Origin of the sequence: Acetivibrio ethanolgignens (assembly GCF_001461035.1) — a bacterium.
Classification (GTDB): Bacteria; Bacillota; Clostridia; order Lachnospirales; family Lachnospiraceae; genus Velocimicrobium; species Velocimicrobium ethanolgignens.
The window spans coordinates 1-20,202 of the sequence record NZ_LNAM01000182.1 but is presented as its reverse complement, the minus strand read 5'-3'; the positions used below and the strand labels follow the sequence as shown (position 1 = coordinate 20,202).

The window sequence follows — 20,202 nt, the reverse complement described above, 5'->3', positions numbered from 1 at the left end:
CTACAAAATATATGAACTTTTCAAGGTACTATAGCGGGGCTTTTGACCCCAACATCATATAAATTCCTCCTTACAAAATTAATTGTACCATAAGTCTATACTTTTTTTCTAAAAAAAGCTATACTACTTAGTAGTATTTATCGTAGTAAAGAGGTATCACACATGAAATATTACATCAAAAGGACTGTATTTACAATAGCAGAAGCCCTGGTACTTACATTCCTGCTTTTTTTATTTTTCCGGAACTATAATCCTGTTTACTTGTTTGTTTTTGTACTTATTCTTTTATTGTTTCTTCGCTGGCTCTTTCATAAGCTTATACTCTGGAAGGTTCTGCATTTTTCTATTCATCGGATTGATAAAATGACTGGGCAGGAATTTGAAGAATTTTTAAAAATACATTTTGAGCATATGGGCTTTCTTGCAAAAACGACAAAGACCTCCAATGATTATGGTGCAGATTTAATTCTACAAAAGAAGAATTTAACGATTGCTGTCCAAGCAAAGCGTTATCAGGCAAATATCGGCGTAAAGGCCGTACAGGAGGTCATCGGCTCCATGGCTTACTATCAAGCCCAAAAAGGGCTGGTCGTCACTAATTCCACCTTCACCAGGAATGCAGAAGCACTAGCTTTGGCAAATAATGTAATTCTCTGGGACAGAGATGTTTTAGTCCGGCTACTTTCCGGTGAGCCCATGACGGGCTATATCAACGAGCTTTTAGAGCCGCCAGAAAAATTATTACGAAATTATTAATTTTTTGTTGCAATTTCTTTCAAAATTTGTTATATTAAATTCACGGGTTCTACAGATTTAGAAAGGAAATTGTAACAAATGAGAAAAAATTGGGGGAAATTCTTAGTTTTATTACTGACAACCGCTGCTATCAGCAGTGCTGTACTTCCTGCACCTACCGTTGCTTACGCAGCAGAACAGACTACTGAAGCTTCTGATAATGAGGAGAAGGATGAAGCAGAGGACAAAGAAGCGGTTAGCTATAAGGAGAAAGCCTTAACGATTACAAAGACCGGCTTTGTAGCAGATACCTTTAACGGTGTCGATGCTATCTATCGTAAGGGCAGCAATGACGGTAGCAGTGCTACTTACTCCTGTGCCGCATTTATTAAAAAATATTACAAGAAAGTCTATGACGTTTCCGTATACAATCTTTTTGGTGGTTCCACACCAAAGACCTACGAGGGTGATAAAATTACTTCTGTCAAGTCTCCAAGGGAGGGAGATATTGCTTATAAAAACGGTCACTGGTCTATTGTTAAAAAGGTTAATGAGGATGACACTGTAACCTTAATCGAACAAAATTGGAAGTGGAACGGCAGCCAGTGCAAGATTAACCGTACCGTAGGCACTTCTACCTTAAACTATTTTCGTTTAGCAAAATAAAATGTACTTCAAAGGGCCTGTGCGATGCACAAGCCCTTTTTTTAATTCTGATGAAGATATTTTTCCTTTGTAGCCAGCCCACCCCGGATATGACGCTCTGATTTATTCAAATCCAATACGGCTCTTGCCTTGCCTGCCAGCACTGGATTAATAATCAAAAGTCTTTCGGTCACATCCTTATGTACGGTACTCTTACTGATACCAAACTGCTTCGCCGTCTGCCGAACAGTAGCATTATTTTCAATAATATAATTTGCTATCGTTACTGCTCTCTCTTCTATGTAACCTTTCAAAAGAATCCCCTCATACATGCTTTTTTACAATGTATGCAGAGGGGGACAGCAATATTCGTAAGGTTCTATCTCTTTTCCTCCTTGTATTCCGCAATTCTTTGCTCGATAGTAGTATAATCCCGCTCAAAAAGCTCTGTAGATATCTGCTGCTTCAAGGTCGCAAGCTCTACCTTTTCCATAATTTTCTCAATCACAAACAGCTTACTCTTTGCCTTATATTTAGGCATTCTATTTATCTCCTGGATATGTGCCAGCTCCGGCCGCCACAGAAAGGACAGCTGATTACGAAGCTTTACCTTCTTTTCCCGCTTCGGATTCGGCAGAGGCTGACGCTTAATGTAAAAATCCAGCTTTTCTCCCTTCTCTTCAATCGTAATGATTCCCCAGAATTCCGGCACATGCTCATCTACATGGAGGGCATGACTACTGCCGACAGCGATGACACAGTAATCAAAAAAACGGTTATAGTCCTTGACCTGCCGCTCCAGACGGGCATAGGTATCTGCATCGCTCTTAATCTCGATTCCCATTAGGGAATCCTCCAGCACCATCATAATATCAGCCCGTGATTTTCCGATTTGTTTTTCTTCTATAATCCGGACCTTTCCATAGGTTTCCTCAAAAAACTCAAACAAAGGCTCCCGAATATCCTTGTCCTTTAACATCTATTTCAGCCTTTCCTTCCACTCGGCCTCTTTAAATCCCACTAGCACAGTATTCTCACTTACAATAAGCGGCCGCTTTACAAGCATCCCATTGGAAGACAGCAGCTCAAGCTGCTTCTCCTCCGACATCGAAGGCAGCTTGTCCTTAAGCTCCATCTGGCGGTATATCTGTCCACTGGTGTTGAAAAATCTTTTCAATTCCAGCCCACTTCTTTCATACCACTGCTTTAGCTCCTCCTTTGATGGCTTCTGCTCTACAATATGCCTGTCCTCAAAATCAACCTGGTTGTCAACCAGCCACTTCTTTGCCTTCTGACAGGTAGTACATTTTGGATATTCCATAAATAATACGCTCATTTCTTTTTCCTCCTTTTAAACTAGATTTTCTCAATTATAACACAAATCCTCCTTATCTCAAAGGCAGTTTTTATTTCCTAAAAGTAATCAAATACTTCTTGCAAAAAATAACAGGAAAGTGTAAAATTAAAAAAAATTCAAAGGAGTAAATAGCACCATGGATAGCCGTATGCTTATTACATATATTATCGAAGATATTTTTTGCCTTATCATTGTTGGAGTCATTCGAAAAAACCTGACTATGGATTCAGGCAGCGAGCAGGAGGTAAAAGCCCTTAAGCATTCACTCCTGTGTTATATTTTATTCATAACAGCCGGCCTTGCTGGTCTTATTATTGAAAACAATGACTCCTTTTACTCAAAAACAATTGACTATCTAGCAAATATGGTATCACTTTCATCCCTGACTTTATCTGGGTTCTGTTGGTTTATATTTGTACAGCTTCGCACTAATAAAGGATTTATTACAACAAAATGGAAAATCTTAGCCTATACTCCTATAGGTATCGTACTTTTCCTATGTCTATCCTCGCCTTTGACCGGATGGGTCTTTTATATTGACCAAGCAAACCGTTACCAGCGTGGACCAATGCTTATATCCATATCCATTATTTCCTTAATGTATAATGTACTTTCATCCGCTACTGCATATGTCAGTGCCTTTAAGGAAAAGCAAATTTCCAAAAGGAAACAGTATTTTAATTTAGCTTCATTTATATATTTCCCACTGGCTGCAGGGATCCTTCAGACATGGTTGGCAGGAATGCCGATCTTGGCACCAGCAATAGCAACTGCCTATTACATTGTCTTCACAGAGATTCAGGGAGCAATGATTTATAATGATGCACTTACCGGAATGAATAATCGGCGGCGTGCCATGCTATTTATGGAGGAAAAGCTTACAAATACTTCCCAAGACAATCCTTTAACCATTTTTATGCTTGATGGAAATAAATTTAAGCTAATCAATGATACCTATGGCCATATTGAGGGAGATTCCGCAATTGTATGTATGGCAGAGGCTATCCAAAATATATGTGCCAAGTATAACTTTTTTGGAGCCCGCTATGGTGGTGATGAATTTATTTTGATAAAATCAGAAAAATGCAGCTTTGATTTAGATACCATCAATGAAGAAATCAATACCATACTGCTTAACCTATGTGAGGCAAAGAAAAAACCATATAACCTTACTATTACTGTAGGAAGCTATACAACAAACGATGGCAGAGAGAGTGTCGATTCTATTATTAAAAAAGCTGATGAGGTGTTATATAAAAGGAAGAAAAAATACAAAAAGCACGAACAGCCACAAACATAGCTTTGTATCACGCTGCCTAAGACAGACCAGAGTTTCCATCACTCTGGTCTGTCTTTTTCTTTCTCTGCCTCTGTTTAATTAATCCAAATCTTCTCCGTTACTTGCAATTACCTTTTTATACCAGTAGAAGGATTTCTTTCGGCTTCTCTCCAAAGTGCCAGTGCCATCATCATATTTGTCAACATAGATGAAACCATAACGTTTTGCCATCTCTCCGGTAGAGGCACTTACCAAATCAATGCAGCCCCATGGCGTATAGCCCATTAAATCCACGCCATCTTTTACAGCCTCCTTCATCTGCTCAATGTGCCTTTTTAGGTAATCAATACGATAATCGTCATTAACAGATCCATCGGCTTCCTTCTTATCGCAAGCACCCAGACCATTTTCTACAACCATAATCGGAATCTGGTAACGACCATAGATCTCATTGAGCGTATACCTTAAGCCCTTCGGGTCAATCTGCCAGCCCCAGTCACTAGCCTCCAGATAAGGATTTTTCACACCACCTATCAGGTTGCCGCTGGCCTTGTCTGTGACCTCATCCGTGGCCACACAGGTGCTCATATAGTAACTAAAGGTATAAAAGTCGACTGTACCTTCCTTTAATGTTTCCACATCTCCTTCTTTCATTTTAACATGAATCTTATTTTCTTCAAAAAACCTTTCTATATAGCATGGATAAGCACCTCGAACCTGCACATCAGAGCAAAACCAGTTAACAACCTGCATCCGCTTTTGCGTCTTTATGATATCATCCGGGTTGCAGGTATATGGATACATGGTTGCGAAAATATTCATATTACCCATCTTAAACTGTGGATATTTTTCATGGGCCAGCTTAACAGCTCTTGCACTTGCTATAAACTGATGATGAAGTGCCTGGAAACGCTCCTGTGGCTTATCCGGAACCTGTGTTATCGGCCCGTTATAGCCCCTGATAGTTCCCAATGACAACACTGTCCCCATTGGCATGGTTCCACCATTAATTTCATTAAAGGTCAGCCAGTATTTTACCTTATCCTTATACCGCTCAAAAATAACCCCGCAGTACCGTACATAGCAGTCAATACACTCTCTGCCCTCCCAGCCGTTATATTTTTCTATCAGGGCATATGGCATTTCATAGTGGGAAATTGTAACTAACGGCTCAATCCCATATTTTTTGCAGGTATCAAGTACCCTGTCATAAAAGCTGAGTCCTGCCTCATTTGGCTCTGTCTCCATACCTGTTGGGAAAATACGGGTCCACGCAATGGATAAGCGGAATACCTTAAAGCCCATTTCTGCAAACAAAGCAATATCCTCTTCATAATGATGATAGAAATCAATTGCCTCATGGCTTGGATACAAGGTTCCCTCTTCGAAAACTGGCGTAATCCTCTTTGGCGAAGTATGAGAGCCGTTAGTACACATATCAGAAACAGCTGCCCCCTTTCCATCTACATTCCAGGCACCCTCAAACTGATTTGCAGCAGTCGCTCCACCCCATAAAAAATCCTTTCTAAATCCCTTCATTTTTATCATCCTCCTTATCCTATCTTCCCATTCACCTTTGAATCAAAACCTCAGCACCACCCTTACTTACCGAACCGCGTGTCCGGTAGGGAAAAACTCGCCTTTTGTTTCCTATTTCCCGATGGTCACCCTGGTAGCTCCTTTTCTCTGTTTTACTTAATACTTATTATGAATAACCTCTACTGCACACGGGAAATCCTTCATTTCAATAATCTCCCCATTATCCAGTACAGCTTTTCCTGTCATTTTTCCAAAAATCTGATGCTGGGCACTTGATATCACCACGGCATTAATATCTGCCTGTCGGTCTAGTACCGGCAGCAGCTCAGCCTCAAAACGCCCATTGCTGGAGGTTATATGCCACGGCTTCAAATAGTCGTAATCCAGCTCTCCTGGCCCCCACTTCGGAATACCAAAGTCAACCTCTGCAAGCTTATGAACCCTTCCATCATAATAAATTACATTCTCTGTTGCCGAGCTTCTATCGGAGAAGCCATAGCCCAGATTAAAGCCAAATGGTACACCATTAACCTGGCCGCTTCCTATGCCCCAGTACCAGACATTATCATAGGTCCACACACCACGTCCCCAGTCCAGTACCCCAAAATCACGTTTTGGCGAAAATTCAAACCTTTCTTCTCCCAGCTTCGCATAGCCTCTGGCCGGCATACAGGCAATCTTCTGGTTATAGTAGAAGGCCGTAGGTTCTTCCTTCCATGGTGTTGCAATGCACATGGATTCCATTTCTGGCTGCTCCAGACAGATTTTGACTTCAAAATCCTTTCCCTCATAAAAGCTTGGGTACCTGCATAAAATATACCTCTTTGCCGGTGTCGCCACTTCCCCGTTTTCTGCTCTTACTGCCGGTTCTGTTTTATAGGCCAGCATCATCTTTTTATTTTTAAATCTTGCATTTCCATAATCTGAATGTCGTCCCAGCTTGTAGCTGCCCATAGGAAGTAGATCCAGAACTGTGTTTGTCTTTTCCCATCCTTCCTTTAAATTCAAGAAGGATACACTGACAAGTCCCAGGTATCCCAAATCTGAAATCGTAAAAGCTACTGCAAAGTCCTCATTCTGCACCAGATAATAATCCCATTCCTTAATCCGGAACTTAGGTGCATGAATATCCTCACGGTTATATTCCCACACCAGATTTCTAGCAAAACCCGGCTCCCGGATAAAACCATTTTTATCCAGTAATTTTTGTTGTTTTCTAACCTCGTGCTGCATAATTTTCCCCCTTTTTAATACCTTTTCTCTATTGTATCACCTTTATGTAAAACAGACCAGAGCTTTTCATCACTCCGGCCTGTCTTTTTCTCCTCTTTTTAAATTTTTTCCCGAAACACTACATATTCCTGGTTATAGTTTCCCCACCAGGTACTCCGCTCTTTTGCTTCTCCTGTAAAATAAATCGTTGAAAACAGGATTTTTTTTGCATTGAGCCGGGTAATAATCTTAAGAAGCTTTTCATCCAGCGGATAAATAATCTGGTCTGCCAGACTCCTTACATACTGCCTCTCTTCTTCTGACAGTACCTGGTCTACAATTTCCTTAGACCGTTCCTCCAAACGAGAATAATAAAAATCGGCAAATACGCTTCCTTCCTTTGCTTCCTTGCATTTCCGGCAAAAAAAGTCAAAGGCTTCCTGCTCTCCCATCCAGACAATTTCATTGTCATAGCTGTCAAGCCCTTGCTTAATGTTGGTGAAATAAATCGCTTTTTCTTTGTCCCACTCTACCATATGTTGTTTTTTCCTCCTCTCTGTAGATCATTTTACTACAAATTCTTTCAAATTCCATCCTACCAGAGGATTATTTTTGTATATTTATGCAAAATTTTGTTTTATTTTGAATACCTTTTTTAATCCTTCAAATTGCTGGTAATGATAGCATAGAGAAAAAGACTTGTCAATAAAGGTATTATCGTATAAACTGTAGATACTAATATGCCGGAACCGGCAAAGCAAGTTGTATTTACAGAAAGGAACCACAAATGAGTATTTTAAACGTACAGGATCTAAGCCACGGCTTTGGTGACCGGGCTATTTATAATAATGTATCCTTCCGCCTTTTAAAGGGTGAGCATGTCGGTTTTATCGGAGCCAATGGTGAAGGAAAATCTACTTTTATGAATATCATTGCTGGAAAGCTACAGCCGGATGATGGTAAAATCGAATGGTCTAAAAATGTCCGCGTCGGCTATCTGGATCAGCATACGGTATTGGAAAAGGGTATGACTATCCGCGATGCATTAAAATCCGCCTTTCAATTTTTACTGGAACGGGAAGAACGAATGAACGAAATCTGTGATTCCATGGGTGATGCCTCCCCAGAGGAACTGGAAACCATGATGGAGGAGCTGGGAGAAATCCAGGATTATCTGGATTCTCATGACTTTTACATTATTGATTCCAGGGTATATGAAATCGCCCGGGCCTTTGGACTGGATGAACTGGGTCTTGACCGTGATGTTACTGATTTAAGCGGCGGCCAGCGTACTAAGGTACTGCTCGCCAAGCTTCTTTTAGAAAAGCCGGATATCCTGCTTCTGGACGAGCCGACCAACTATTTGGATGAACAGCATATTGAGTGGCTGAAACGATACCTGATTGATTATGAAAATGCCTTTATTCTTATTTCTCATGATATTCCTTTTCTAAACAGTGTGATTAATCTCATTTATCATGTGGAAAATGCCGAGCTTACCCGCTATGTCGGTAACTATGATAAGTTTCAGGAGGTATATGCAGTTAAAAAGGCACAGCTGGAAGCTGCTTATAAGCGTCAGCAACAGGAGATTGATGAGCTGAAGGATTTTGTTGCTAGAAACAAGGCAAGAGTCGCTACCCGGAACATGGCTATGTCCCGTCAGAAAAAGCTGAATAAAATGGAGGTCATCGAACTGGCAAAAGAAAATCCAAAGCCGGAATTCCGTTTTAAAGAAGGCCGCACCTCCGGAAAATATATTTTTGAATTAAAGGATTTGGTCATTGGCTATGATGAACCGCTTTCCAAGCCGCTGAATCTTACGATGGAGCGTGGACAGAAAATCGCCCTGATTGGTGCTAATGGTATCGGCAAATCCACTCTTTTAAAAAGTATTCTAGGATTAATTCCACCGCTCAGTGGCACCTCCAGCCTAGGTGATTACTTAGAAATCGGCTATTTTGAGCAGGAACATGCTTACACGGAAAATATTACCTGTATTCAGGAAATCTGGAATGAATTTCCTTCCCTGACCCAGTATGAGGTACGTTCTGCCCTTGCCAAATGCGGCCTCACCACTAAGCATATCGAGAGCATGGTTAAAGTACTAAGCGGTGGGGAGCAGGCAAAGGTACGCCTATGTAAGCTCATCAACCGTGAAAGCAACATCCTTCTTTTAGACGAACCGACCAATCATCTGGATATTGATGCCAAGGATGAGTTAAAGCGTTCCCTGAAGGCATACAAGGGCAGTATCCTTCTCATCTGTCATGAGCCTGAATTTTACCAGGACATTGTAACCGATATCTGGAATTGTGAAGGTTTCACAACCAAGCAAATTTAAATGATTTTCGTCCTGTCGTTCTATGAATTTTCAAGTAGCATTTTCGAGGTGTCCATTTGGACCAGACAAACTATGGATACAACCAGACAGCAGACATCCAGGGCTAGACCTATTTTTCCGAAAAGCCCCTCTGAAATCCAAAATCCGTTATACCAATGATTATATCACTAGTATAACGGATTCCTTCTCTAACCACAAACGAAATTTAATTTCTTCCAAAAATCCAGACCAGACGCTTCATTTTTTCTGCCAGTTCCTCTGTAAATTCGTCCTTTCTCATTCTCCATTTCCAATTATCTCCCAACGTAGATGGAGTATTCATCCGGGCTTCAGACCCAAGCCCCAGATAATCCTGCATCGGAATAATAGCCGTATCCGCTACACTGCCCAGAGCCAGGCGGATAAAGCTCCAATAAATTTTTTCCTCAGGAATGTGGCAGTTACCGGTATAGTCCTCAGCCAGGCACTTATCCTCCTGATTCAGCTTCTCATACCAGCCCATCAGGGTATCATTATCATGGGTTCCCGTATAAACCACACAATTGCGTTCATAGGTATGTGGCAGATAATTGCTGATTTCCCGGGAATCAAAGGCAAACTCCAGTACCTTCATACCTGGGTAACCGGTATCCTTTACCAGCTTTATCACACTGTCTGTCAAAAAGCCCAAATCCTCCGCAATAATTGGAAGATTACCTATCCTCTCCTTAATTATTTCAAAAAGCTCAAGACCAGGCCCCTGCTTCCAAACACCATTGACGGCTGTTTCCTCACCAAACGGTATCGAATAATACTCATCAAAGCCACGGAAATGGTCTACCCGTACAATATCATACAGATAAAAGCAGTGGGAAATTCGCTGAATCCACCATTCATAGCCCGTCTTTTTGTGATAATCCCAGTCATATAACGGATTGCCCCAGAGCTGTCCGGTAGCAGAAAACCCATCCGGCGGGCAGCCAGCTACTGCCACCGGCATATTATCCTCATCAAACTGGAACAGCTTCGGATTTGCCCAGCTGTCAGCACTGTCAAAGGCTACATAAATCGGTATATCACCAATAATTTTAATACCTTTCTCATTGGCATATTCCTTTAGAGCTCTCCACTGCTCATCAAATTTGTACTGCAGGAAGCTGTAGAAATCCATCTCCTCAGAAAGCTCTTTTTCATATTTCTCAATCGCCTCCGGCCGGCGAAGCTTGATATCCTCATCCCATTCTGCCCAGCTCACACCATCAAAATGATTCTTTACAGCCATATATAAGCTGTAATCACGAAGCCAGAACTCGTTTCTTTTACAAAAGCGTTTAAAGTCACTGGTATTTTTTTGTAAAAACCGTTCATAGGCCTTTTTCAGCAGTGAAAAACGCGACAGATAAATTTTTTCATAGTTGATGTATCGTTTATTATTCCCAAAATCACAAGCCCTGCACTCTGCTTCCTCTAAAAGTCCCTCCTCTGTCAGGGCCACCAAATCAATAAAGTAAGGATTACCTGCAAAGGTAGAAAAGGACTGATACGGCGAATCTCCATAACCAGTCGGCCCCAGCGGAAGTATCTGCCAGTACTTCTGTCCAGCCCTGTGAAGCATATCTACAAAATCATAAGCCTCCCGTGAGAAGGTTCCTATACCATATTCAGACGGCAGACTCGCCACCGCTAATAATATGCCGCTCGCTCTCATATAAACCACCTTTCTTCTATCCCTTGACAGCACCAGCAACTACACCTTCGATAATGTACTTCTGACACGCAAGATAGAAAACAATAATCGGAAGAATTGCCAGCACCAGCATTGCCATCATAGCTCCCATATCAATGGAGCCATAGCCACCTCGGAGATACTGAACTGCAATCGGAATCGTCTTCTTTTCCGTACCCAGAATCAGGTATGGAAGCAGATAATCGTTCCAGATCCACATCGTCTGTAAAATCGCTACCGTAATGGCCGTCGGCTTCAAAATCGGAAGTACAATTCCAAAATAGGTCTGTACCGGATTGCAGCCGTCAATCATAGCAGCCTCTTCAATTTCCAGAGGAATCCCCTTTACAAAGCCGCTGAAAATGAAAACCGCAAGTCCTGCTCCAAAGCCCAGATAAATAAATACCAGACCTGGTGTATTGTTAAGATGAAGCATATTGGCAATCTTAGACATCGTAAACATAACCATCTGGAACGGCACAATCATTGCAAATACAAATAAATAATACAGAGCATTTGTAAAGGTTGACTTTACACGAATAATATACCATGCCGTCATGGAAGTAAAAATAATGATTACAGCAACAGAACATATAGTAATCGTAAGCGACTGGAAAAAGGCAGAAACAAATCCTGTCTTTGCAATACCCTCTACATAATTGGTAAGACCGGAAAAGGTCTCTGCTGTCGGCAGGGCAAAAGGAGCCTGGCTGATAAACAGCCGTCCCTTAAAGGAATTCATAAATACAATCAGAATCGGGGCTAAAAACAATATTGATAAAACAGAAAAAATTATTGTCAAAAGCCATCCGTATTTTGCTTTTCTTACGCCCATTATTGCTCTACCTCCTTACTTCTTGTTAATACCAGCTGGCTGATCGCAATGACTGCTACCATTAAGAAGAACAGTACCGCCTTTGCCTGACCAACACCCTCCCAGCCAACACGGCCATAGAAGGTATTGTAGATATTAAGAGCCAGCATTTCTGTTTTCTTTGCCGGAAGACCTGCCGTCAAAGCCAGGTTCTGGTCAAAAAGCTTAAAGGAATTTGTCAAGGTAAGGAATAAACAGATGGTAAAGGATGGCATAATCATCGGAATGGTAACATTCTTTAAAATCTGCCATGGATTAGCACCATCTATCTTCGCTGCCTCAATCAAATCTCCTGGAATATTCTGTATTCCGGCAATATATATAATCATCATATATCCTATCAGCTGCCAGTTCATAAGTACAACTAAGCCCCAGAAGCCATAGGTCGGGCTGAAAGTAATGGTTCTTTCCAATGGAGCTAACACACCGTTGATAATCAGCTGCCAGATGTATCCAAGCACAATACCACCGATTAAGTTTGGCATGAAAAATACTGTACGAAACAGATTCGTTCCCTTGATGCCTTTTGTTAAAAGCATCGCTACAGTAAAAGCAAAAAAGTTAATACTAATAATAGAAACCAGCGTAAATTTTACAGTAAACCAGAGAGCCGTTAAGAATTCCTTATCCTGAAAGGCTCTGGTATAATTTTTTAAACCGACAAAGGTCGCGTTGGTTACCGTCTTAAATTCGGTAAAGGAAAGATAGATACCCATAATAAAGGGAATCAGGAATGCGATTGCAAAAGCTACCAGGGTAGGCAATGCAAAAAGGGGGAAATATTTTTTAATGGATTTCTGCATAGAGGACACTCCTTCTCTCTGTAAAAAGAGGGTGAGTAAGTCTAGCTCACTCACCCTCAATTTTTACTTACAATGAATTACTTGGTTGCAGCCTTTTCAGATGTCCAGCCATCCTTAAACGCTGATACTACGCCATCCCAGTTACCAGTACCCTGTGCATAATCAAGTAATGCATAACCTAAGTTATCCTTAAAGGTCTGGCTTGGGAATGCTGTGAAGTTCCAGGAAACACTTGTTAAGCCGCTATCGCCCATGTATTTCAGAACTTCCTGTGCTAACGGATCAGTAGGTGTCTCGCCCTCACCAAAGGTAGAGAATGGAGCGATAAAGCCTAACTTGTTAGTAACATAATCCTTACCTGTTTCGCTGGAGAATAACCACTCAACGAAAGCGATGGAAGCTGCCTGGTCCTCAGCAGAAGCCTGGCTGTTGATAGAGAAGAAGTTCTCTGTACCGGTACATAAGCCCTGGCTTTCTTCTCCTGCTACACCTGTATAGATAGGAAGGAACTTAACGTCCTCTTCTTTTACTACATTGCCTTCTGTTCCGCTAATCTGTCCCCAGCCCCAGTTACCATTCTGTACGAATGCAACCTTTCCAAGTGCAAACTCAGCCATGGAGTCGTTTACAGTTTTGCTTCCTAACATAGTAGGAGCTGTACAGGAATTATTGATGTATAAATCAAATATGTTCTTATAGTTGTCAGCATAGGTTAAATCAATTGTATCTGCATTGCCGATACCCTTGTCCTTGAATTCATAGTAGATAGGAAGGTTAGCAAGATGTGTCTGCCATCTCCAGTCCTCACCTGGTGCGAAGGAGGTAGATGCAAAAGCACCCTCAATACCCAGCTCATCTTTTCTTGCCTGCATATCTTCTGCAACCTTCTTTAAGGTGTCAAAGTTCTTAATATCCTCTGGCGAGGAAATAACTGCACCATCTAATGCACAGTAATCGGTTAAAATCTTGTTGTTATAGATAATACCGTAGCCCTCTACAACATAAGGGATACCATATACACCATCACCAGCGGTAACAGCAAGGCTCTTGTCTAACAGCCAGTCATAAAGCTGTGTGCCGGATAAATCAGCACAGTAATCCTTCCAGTTATTATAACCGATTGGTCCGTTAATCTGGAATAAGGTAGGTGCCTCTGTCTTAGCAACCTCAGACATCAGAGTCTGCTCATAAGTACCGGAGGCTGCTGTAACAACCTTAACAGGAACCCCTGTCTCCTCGGTATACTTAGCAGCCAGCTCTTCCCAAATTTCAGAAACCTCAGGCTTGAAGTTTAAGTAATAAACAGAGCCCTTAGATGCGTCAACCTCTGCAGGTGCCTCACTTACAGGTGCTCCAGACTCAGCTGGTGTATCTGTCTTAGTGCCGCAGCCTGTCATCATAGAAGCCAGCATTGCAACGGATAAACCTAAAGCTAATACTTTTTTCAATTTCATAACTTTTCTCCTCTTTTCTTAAATAGATGCTTGTTACGTTACTTTTTCGAAAACCATTCCGGAAACTTTACCGGAACCGTTTCCTATTTGCAAGCTTATAGTAGCACATTGATATGAATTTTGCAATATTTTTTTGATATTCTGCACAACTTTATGCAAATCATCCGATTTTCTCATCTTGTTTTTGTGCATTTTGCCATCAGTTTTTTTGCTTTTCTTACTTTTTCTTCGTCTGTTCTGAAAATTTCATATTCACTGATTCCCGGCAATCCCATACCTATCTTTTCCTGCCGCCATTCCATCCGGCTTGGCAAAGTTACTTTTCCCGACATATGAAAAGCCTGAAGCTCTGTTTCCAAAAGCAGTTCTTCTATGACAGCCGCATCAATACCTGCTCCTGCCATAATATCTATTTCTCCTGCTGCCCCTGCCAATTCATTTAAAAGCTCTTTTCCATTCCTGGCATTATCCTTTTGACCGGAGGTTAATATGGTATCAACTCCCAGCTCTTTTGCCGTAAAAAGTGCCTCCATAGGCTCTCTTGTCATATCAAAGGCTCTATGAAGTGTCACCCCTGCTCCCTGAGCAGCTTCTATCAGCCGCCTCATCTTTTCCTCATCTATTGTGCCGTCTCCCTTCAGACAGCCAATTACAATACCATCTGCTCCGTGTTTTACAAATTCTCTTACTTCAGCTTCCAGAATACCCATTTCCTCCTCTGAATATAGGAAATCACCAAACCGGGGTCTTAAGAGTACCCTTACCGGAATATCAACATATGCCTTTACCCTGTCAAATAAAGCGACAGACGGTGAAAGACCGCCTATAACCAGGCCGCTGCACAGCTCCAGTCTGTCTGCCCCACCACGGAAAGCAGCTATCGCAGACTCGACAGAATCCACACAGCCTTCCAAAATAAGTGCCTCTATCCTTTTTTCATAAGCTATTCTTTTGGCTCCATCCTCCAGATAAATAATTCCGCACCGCTGATAACCACATTTTGCAAGAAGCCGCTGCATAGACTTATTATCTTCGTGGGTATCTGCCCGCATATATCTGGCTCCTCTGGCACGGCACATACTCTCTGCCTGTCCTAAAAGCCACACCGCAACTTCCTTTCCTTTTTCCTCTGCAGCTACGGCAATCCTGTGAATAATTCCATACTTCTTAGCATCACTGAGCCAGGAGCCTTCATATATGATATCATAAGTTTTTTCCGTTCCAAAGATAACAGCTGCCGTTGCAATCACTGCACCATTTTCCTCTGCTATATAGGAAATTCCGCTCTGGCAGTCTGCTTCCAGGCTATCCTGGTTGGGATATCCGTCCTGCCACTGGTCAATGTTATTTTCCTTAAAATATGCTTTTGCCTGGTTGTAAATTCTCAGAATCTTTTCCTTATCCGTTTTTTCTGTCCTTCGTAAATTCAATTTTTTCTCTCCTAGTTCTTTCTATTGCTTTTATTTCCCGAAAGTTTTCTTTATATTATAAATTATCCCCTTCTAAAAAGCAATTTTATTGACACCTTCCCTTTTCTGGAATATAATAAAGCAGACATGCAATAATACTGTATATAAGGAGGAAGCTAATATGGCACAGGTAACGAAGGATATGTTAATCGGTCAGCTAATTACTGAGCATCAGAACGCTATTCCGATTTTAATGCATGCTGGTATGCACTGCCTTGGATGTCCTTCCGCACAGGCAGAAAGCCTGGAGGAAGCCTGCATGGTACACGGCATTGATGCAGATGAGCTGGTAAAGGAAATCAACGCTTTTATTGAAGTTGCTGATGCATAAAACACTAAAAGGGAGTGTCATTTCATGATTGATGATACTCCCCTTTTTATAGAATGGTGCTTAGTCTGAATTTACAAGCTCCAAAAATTTCTGTGCTGCTGGAGTCAAAACCTTATCTTTCATTTGTACATACTGTATATTTCTTTTGATACTAGTTTCCTCAAAATTAAGAGTGCTTAACAATCCCGCCTGTACCTCGCGTTCTACCATTTTAGAAGACATAACAGAAATACCTATATTATGGATTACCGACTCTTTGATTGCCTCCTGATGACTAATATATAATTCTTTATTAAAATGAAATCCATATTGAGAAAAAATTCCTTCTAAGAATCGATATTGCGAAGATTTTTTATTCTTTGTAATATACAGTTCTTTCTGCACATCAAAAAGTGAGCAGGAATTTTGAGCAAAAAGGGGATGTTTGCTTCCTACAATCAATTTTAACTCATCTACACAATATTTATTTACCAAATATCGTTTCGTATCACTAATGACATAATCAGAGGCAAAGAAAAATTCTAGTTGATTTTTCTGAAGCATTTCAAAAATATTCTTTGAAGAATTAATAACCATATTAATTGTAATATTGGGATAAATATCATGAAACTTTGCAATCACTTCAGGTAACAAATAGACCCCAATAAAATTTGTAGCACCAAAATTCAAAGTTCCAAACTCCATATTTTCCATCTGCCGAATATGCTCTTTTGCTCCGTAATAAGAAGAAAGAAGCGACAGAACACAGGGCAGTATTAGTACTTCGCGGAGCACAGCTTTCTGATCGTATTTCAGATACAGATCCTAAAAAAGAGAACCTGCCAGTCAAGGAGTCTGTTGCATTAGACCACTCAAAGGAAGCAGAAAGAACAGCGGAAATTTTGAATCGAGTGCTCAAAAAAGTTCATGAGATTCTAAAGGAGCATCCAATCAACAAGGAACGTGAAAAGAGTGGACTACTTCCGGCAAATGGTATTTTAACAAGAGGAGCCGGTCAGATGCCACAAATTGAAAAGATTACAAAAAAACTTGGTTTCAAAGCCTGCTGTATTGCTTCTGAAAGTACGGTACTTGGTGTTGCTAGTCTTGCGGGCTTTGATATTCGTACTGACCAGAGCTTCACAGGAAATATTGATACTGATATTTATGGCAAAGCAACCCTTGCTGCCGAGGCTTTGAAGAATAATGATTTGGTCGTACTTCATTTTAAAGCTACTGATTTAATGGGTCATGACAATAACCCGACAGGCAAGGTAGCAGCTATCGAAAAATATGACCAAATGATTGGGATTTGTCTTGAAGAAATCAAGAAAATCACTTCTGATAATGTAATTGTCGCTCTTGCCGCTGACCATTCTACACCATGTGAAAGACGTGAGCACAGCGGTGATCCGGTTCCAGTTCTGATTAATGGAAAAAATATAAGACATGATGCTGTCAAACACTATGACGAGATTTCCTGTAGTCAAGGTGGTCTGGGACGAATCAAAGGTTCCGATTTTATTAATATTTTACTGGATTATCTCGAAGTCGTAGTCAAGCAAGGAAATTAATATAAAAATGTTCAAAGAGGATATCCCAAGCTTGAGATATCCTCATATCCATTTACATCCTGCTGCCGGGGCATATAGTGGTACAGCTGCTCTTTTTTTCAAGGCTTCGAAGAGGACAAGCTTCTATGCAGGCCGGCATTCTTTCCTCCTGCTGCCTCTCCCTGCACAAATCGCACTTACCTGCTTTTCTTCCTGTCTCTGCTTCAAAAATATGAATCATCCCCTGACTACAGCTTCTTTCACAGCTCCTGCAGCCAATACATAATTCCTCTCGAACAAATACTCTTCCTTTTTCATCCCTTATAATCGCCTTTTGGCGGCAGGCCTTCTCGCAGGCTGCATCCGTACATTGGTGACAGGTCTCTACCCGGCCAGTACTTCTTACTCTTATGTAGCTTACTCCAGGCGGCAGATTATGCTCACTCTGACAGGCTGCCACGCAGGCCATACAGCCAGTACATACCCCTGATACCTGCTCGATATGCTCTCCCATGCTATGCAGGCCTTTTACCTCAACGAGATTCGTATGCTGGGCATTGGCCTTACTGATGGCTGTCGGCCGTAGTGAGGTCAATGTATTAATACAGCCTCTGATATCGGTGCCGGACCCATCCGGTGTAAACCATGCTCCTTGCGGAATCGCCACAACTCCCTTTACAATCCTGTCTGTCACCCTTACCGGAATCTGAAGCTGTCCACGGCCATTAAATACCAGAGCCTTTTCACCATCCGTAATCTGTCTTTTCCTTGCATCTGTTGGATTCATCCACATGCTTTGGGGGATCAGCGCATTAATCATTGGATTGTTGTCATGCACAGAATGAGTCCTGGCCTTTGTATGAAAACCAATACACTGTAACGGATATTTCTCTTTAAGAGGGTCCTCCGGTCCTTCCCAGGCTGGGATATATTTCGGTATCGCCGGCTTTTCCAGCAATTCTCCTTCTTCATATAGCTGCCTGGAAAATAGTTCAATCCTGCCGGAAGCTGTTGGAAACGGATACTTTTCCGGCTCCTTTCTTTCTTTTTCAAAGGCTATCTTTGCCCTTTCATGGGCTACCCGGTAAGCACCCTTTTTAGAAAATTCCTCATAATCCGAAAAAGCCGGATATGCCTTTCTTAGCTCTAGAACAGCCTCCAGAAGCCATTCTCTAAGGCTCCTTCCTTCGCTGAATTCTTCATAAAGCCCCAGCCGTTTTGCCAGCTCACACATCCAGTCATAGTCAAAGCGGCATTCACCAAGGGGCTTAATTACCGGATTTATCTTAAAAACTACATCGAAATTTGATGCCACCGCTGTTATATTTTCTGTTTCCAGCATAGAAGTCCCCGGCAGCAAAATATCCGCATAGCGGGCACTGGCTGTCATAAAAATATCACTGCATACAATAAATTCTACCTTGCTTTCATCCTCTAAAAGCCTTCTGGTATAGTTGCAATCACCATGCTGGTTAATCAGGCAGTTTCCGGCTAGATTAAAAATCATTTTAATGCTGCTGTCCAGATGATCTCCCTGTTTAAGGCCATCCTTTACTGTCATCTGTGTACCGTTTTCTGCTGCCTGAGTCCAAAGGTAGCAGGGAATTTGCACCTTAACCCTATCCTCTACCGGCGGTGGTACTACAGGAAGCTCCCGGCAGTCATAGCCGCACTGCCCTACGCCAGCTGCCGAACCACCTCTTATACCTACATTTCCTGTCATGCAGGCAAGGGTAATCAAGCCTCTGGAAAACTGTTCTCCATAGGCATGCCGCCCAGCTCCATAGCCCTCTAAAATAGCCGCCGGCTTTGTCGTCCCATATTCCACCGCAAGCCTTTCTATCGTGCTGGCAGAAATACCAGTAATCCTTTCTGCCCATTCCGGAGTCTTTCTTATACCATCCTGCTTTCCAAGCAGATAGGAAAGATAGGATTCACCTTCTGGCACTCCCTCCGGCAGTGTTTTATCATCAAAGCCAATACAATAGGTATCCAGAAATTCCTGATCCTGTAGCCCCTTCGTATAAATCACATAAGCCATCGCATCCGACAGGGCACTGTCTGTCGTCGGCAGCGGTGCAATCCATTCATCAGCAAAAGCTGCTGCTGTATCGGAATACCTTGGGTCAATGACAACAATCCTGGCTCCCTTTTCCTTTGCCCTTTTCAAATAATAATTAAAATTGCCACCGCACAGTGTCTCAGCCGGATTATGTCCCCACAAAAGAATGAGCTTTGAATTTTCATAGTCCTCCGGTGTATTTCCAGTCTCATCTGTGCCATACATCAGCTTAGTGGCTACCGTAGACGGAGAATTACTATAGTTATTATAGTAACGCAAAAATCCACCATCCAGATTTAAAAGCCGCCGCATCATATAAGCCGGTACAGCCGAGCACATTTCATAGCCGGTTGCATAATTTACATACCGGGAGGCTGACCCATAGGTATCTCGAATCCGGCAGTTTTCTCTGGCTATGGTGTCCAGGGCTTCTTCCCAGCTTATCCGCTCAAATTTTCCTTCGCCCCGCTTTCCAACCCGCTTCATTGGATATAGGAGTCTGTCTTTATGTAAAAAAGTATCCAGATAATGGCGTCCCCGGATACACGCCCGAATCTGTGGACAGCTCTGTGTTTCCGGTGCATCATCTGTTATAATTCCTTTGATTTTCCCATCCTTTAATTGAATTTTTACAATACAGCGTCCCTCACAGTTATTAGGAGAAGCTGTTGGCACCGTAATGATACCATTTTCATCCATTCCATAGCGTTTTTTTAAATATTCCCAGTCCAGAAGCTCATAATCTATCCATCGACCCATAGCATTCTCCTTTGTGCAACCATGTTTTGCAAAGCTTTTTCACATTGTACCAAGTCGCTGGCGCGACGGCTAGCCCCAGGTACATGAAACCACTACTTTTTT

General features: G+C 41.8%; 19 protein-coding genes. 6 read left to right on the top strand and 13 right to left on the bottom strand.

The features are described from left to right. The first annotated feature begins 162 nt into the window (after positions 1-162). Positions 163-756: a restriction endonuclease gene (locus ASU35_RS13785; RefSeq protein ID WP_058353577.1), complete on the top strand. Its 594-nt coding sequence runs from the start codon at positions 163-165 to the stop codon at positions 754-756. A gap of 78 nt (positions 757-834) precedes the next feature. Then, a complete protein-coding gene (locus tag ASU35_RS13780) occupies positions 835-1,401 on the top strand; it encodes a hypothetical protein (protein ID WP_058353576.1) in 567 nt (188 codons plus the stop codon). A gap of 41 nt (positions 1,402-1,442) precedes the next feature. On the opposite strand, the gene spoIIID is transcribed toward ASU35_RS13780, so the two are convergent. The 3 genes from spoIIID to ASU35_RS13765 all read right to left on the bottom strand — a co-directional run bounded on the left by spoIIID (position 1,443) and on the right by ASU35_RS13765 (position 2,716). Then, entirely contained in the window at positions 1,443-1,694 is a 252-nt protein-coding gene (gene spoIIID / locus ASU35_RS13775; RefSeq protein ID WP_058353575.1) for a sporulation transcriptional regulator SpoIIID, read from the bottom strand. A 65-nt stretch (positions 1,695-1,759) separates the two neighbouring features. Further along, a complete protein-coding gene (locus ASU35_RS13770; RefSeq protein ID WP_058353574.1) occupies positions 1,760-2,359 on the bottom strand; it encodes a sce7726 family protein in 600 nt (199 codons plus the stop codon). Further along, positions 2,360-2,716 (bottom strand): arsenate reductase family protein, encoded by a 357-nt coding sequence (locus ASU35_RS13765; RefSeq protein WP_058353573.1) that lies wholly within the window; start codon positions 2,714-2,716, stop codon positions 2,360-2,362. Positions 2,717-3,488: 772 nt separating this feature from the next. On the opposite strand from ASU35_RS13765, the gene ASU35_RS19760 reads away from it, so the two are divergent. Beyond that, positions 3,489-4,037, top strand: a complete 549-nt coding sequence (locus tag ASU35_RS19760; protein WP_172794651.1) for a GGDEF domain-containing protein — start codon at positions 3,489-3,491, stop codon at positions 4,035-4,037. A 78-nt stretch (positions 4,038-4,115) separates the two neighbouring features. Here the strand turns inward: ASU35_RS19760 and ASU35_RS13755 are convergent, their stop codons facing one another. From ASU35_RS13755 to ASU35_RS13745, 3 genes are all read right to left on the bottom strand, one after another. Beyond that, positions 4,116-5,555, bottom strand: coding sequence for a glycoside hydrolase family 1 protein (locus tag ASU35_RS13755; RefSeq protein WP_058353571.1), 1,440 nt, complete (start codon positions 5,553-5,555; stop codon positions 4,116-4,118). A gap of 156 nt (positions 5,556-5,711) precedes the next feature. Next, positions 5,712-6,788 carry a DUF2804 domain-containing protein gene (locus ASU35_RS13750; protein ID WP_058353570.1) on the bottom strand — a complete coding sequence of 359 codons (1,077 nt, stop codon included), beginning with the start codon at positions 6,786-6,788 and terminating at the stop codon, positions 5,712-5,714. Between the two features lie 98 nt (positions 6,789-6,886). Beyond that, entirely contained in the window at positions 6,887-7,303 is a 417-nt protein-coding gene (locus ASU35_RS13745) for a hypothetical protein (protein WP_058353569.1), read from the bottom strand. 251 nt (positions 7,304-7,554) lie between these two features. Here ASU35_RS13745 and ASU35_RS13740 point away from each other — a divergent pair, with 251 nt between their 5' ends. Continuing rightward, positions 7,555-9,111 carry an ABC-F family ATP-binding cassette domain-containing protein gene (locus ASU35_RS13740; protein ID WP_058353568.1) on the top strand — a complete coding sequence of 519 codons (1,557 nt, stop codon included), beginning with the start codon at positions 7,555-7,557 and terminating at the stop codon, positions 9,109-9,111. A gap of 205 nt (positions 9,112-9,316) precedes the next feature. Here the strand turns inward: ASU35_RS13740 and malQ are convergent, their stop codons facing one another. From malQ to ASU35_RS20625, 5 genes are all read right to left on the bottom strand, one after another. Next, positions 9,317-10,798 (bottom strand): 4-alpha-glucanotransferase, encoded by a 1,482-nt coding sequence (gene malQ / locus ASU35_RS13735; RefSeq protein WP_058353567.1) that lies wholly within the window; start codon positions 10,796-10,798, stop codon positions 9,317-9,319. A 16-nt stretch (positions 10,799-10,814) separates the two neighbouring features. Continuing rightward, entirely contained in the window at positions 10,815-11,651 is an 837-nt protein-coding gene (locus ASU35_RS13730; protein WP_058353566.1) for a carbohydrate ABC transporter permease, read from the bottom strand. Next, the gene (locus tag ASU35_RS13725) at positions 11,651-12,493 is read right to left on the bottom strand and encodes a carbohydrate ABC transporter permease (protein ID WP_058353565.1); all 843 of its coding nucleotides are present in this window, start codon (positions 12,491-12,493) and stop codon (positions 11,651-11,653) included. The genes ASU35_RS13730 and ASU35_RS13725 overlap by 1 nt, the downstream gene beginning before the upstream one ends. 77 nt (positions 12,494-12,570) lie before the next feature. Further along, the gene (locus ASU35_RS13720; RefSeq protein WP_058353564.1) at positions 12,571-13,947 is read right to left on the bottom strand and encodes an ABC transporter substrate-binding protein; all 1,377 of its coding nucleotides are present in this window, start codon (positions 13,945-13,947) and stop codon (positions 12,571-12,573) included. Between the two features lie 173 nt (positions 13,948-14,120). Further along, on the bottom strand, positions 14,121-15,377 hold the full coding sequence (locus tag ASU35_RS20625) for a copper homeostasis protein CutC (RefSeq protein ID WP_083504320.1): 1,257 nt from the start codon (positions 15,375-15,377) through the stop codon (positions 14,121-14,123). A gap of 160 nt (positions 15,378-15,537) precedes the next feature. On the opposite strand from ASU35_RS20625, the gene ASU35_RS13710 reads away from it, so the two are divergent. Continuing rightward, entirely contained in the window at positions 15,538-15,747 is a 210-nt protein-coding gene (locus ASU35_RS13710) for a DUF1858 domain-containing protein (RefSeq protein ID WP_058353563.1), read from the top strand. 60 nt (positions 15,748-15,807) lie between these two features. Here ASU35_RS13710 and ASU35_RS13705 read toward each other — a convergent pair whose 3' ends face one another. Continuing rightward, positions 15,808-16,440 (bottom strand): LysR substrate-binding domain-containing protein, encoded by a 633-nt coding sequence (locus ASU35_RS13705; RefSeq protein WP_058353562.1) that lies wholly within the window; start codon positions 16,438-16,440, stop codon positions 15,808-15,810. A gap of 17 nt (positions 16,441-16,457) precedes the next feature. Between ASU35_RS13705 and ASU35_RS13700 the strand changes: the two genes are divergently transcribed. Continuing rightward, complete coding sequence (locus ASU35_RS13700; RefSeq protein WP_083504319.1) at positions 16,458-17,300, top strand: alkaline phosphatase family protein; 843 nt, start codon at positions 16,458-16,460, stop codon at positions 17,298-17,300. 52 nt (positions 17,301-17,352) lie between these two features. On the opposite strand, the gene ASU35_RS13695 is transcribed toward ASU35_RS13700, so the two are convergent. Then, on the bottom strand, positions 17,353-20,100 hold the full coding sequence (locus tag ASU35_RS13695) for a DMSO/selenate family reductase complex A subunit (RefSeq protein WP_083504318.1): 2,748 nt from the start codon (positions 20,098-20,100) through the stop codon (positions 17,353-17,355). Positions 20,101-20,202: the final 102 nt, after the last annotated feature.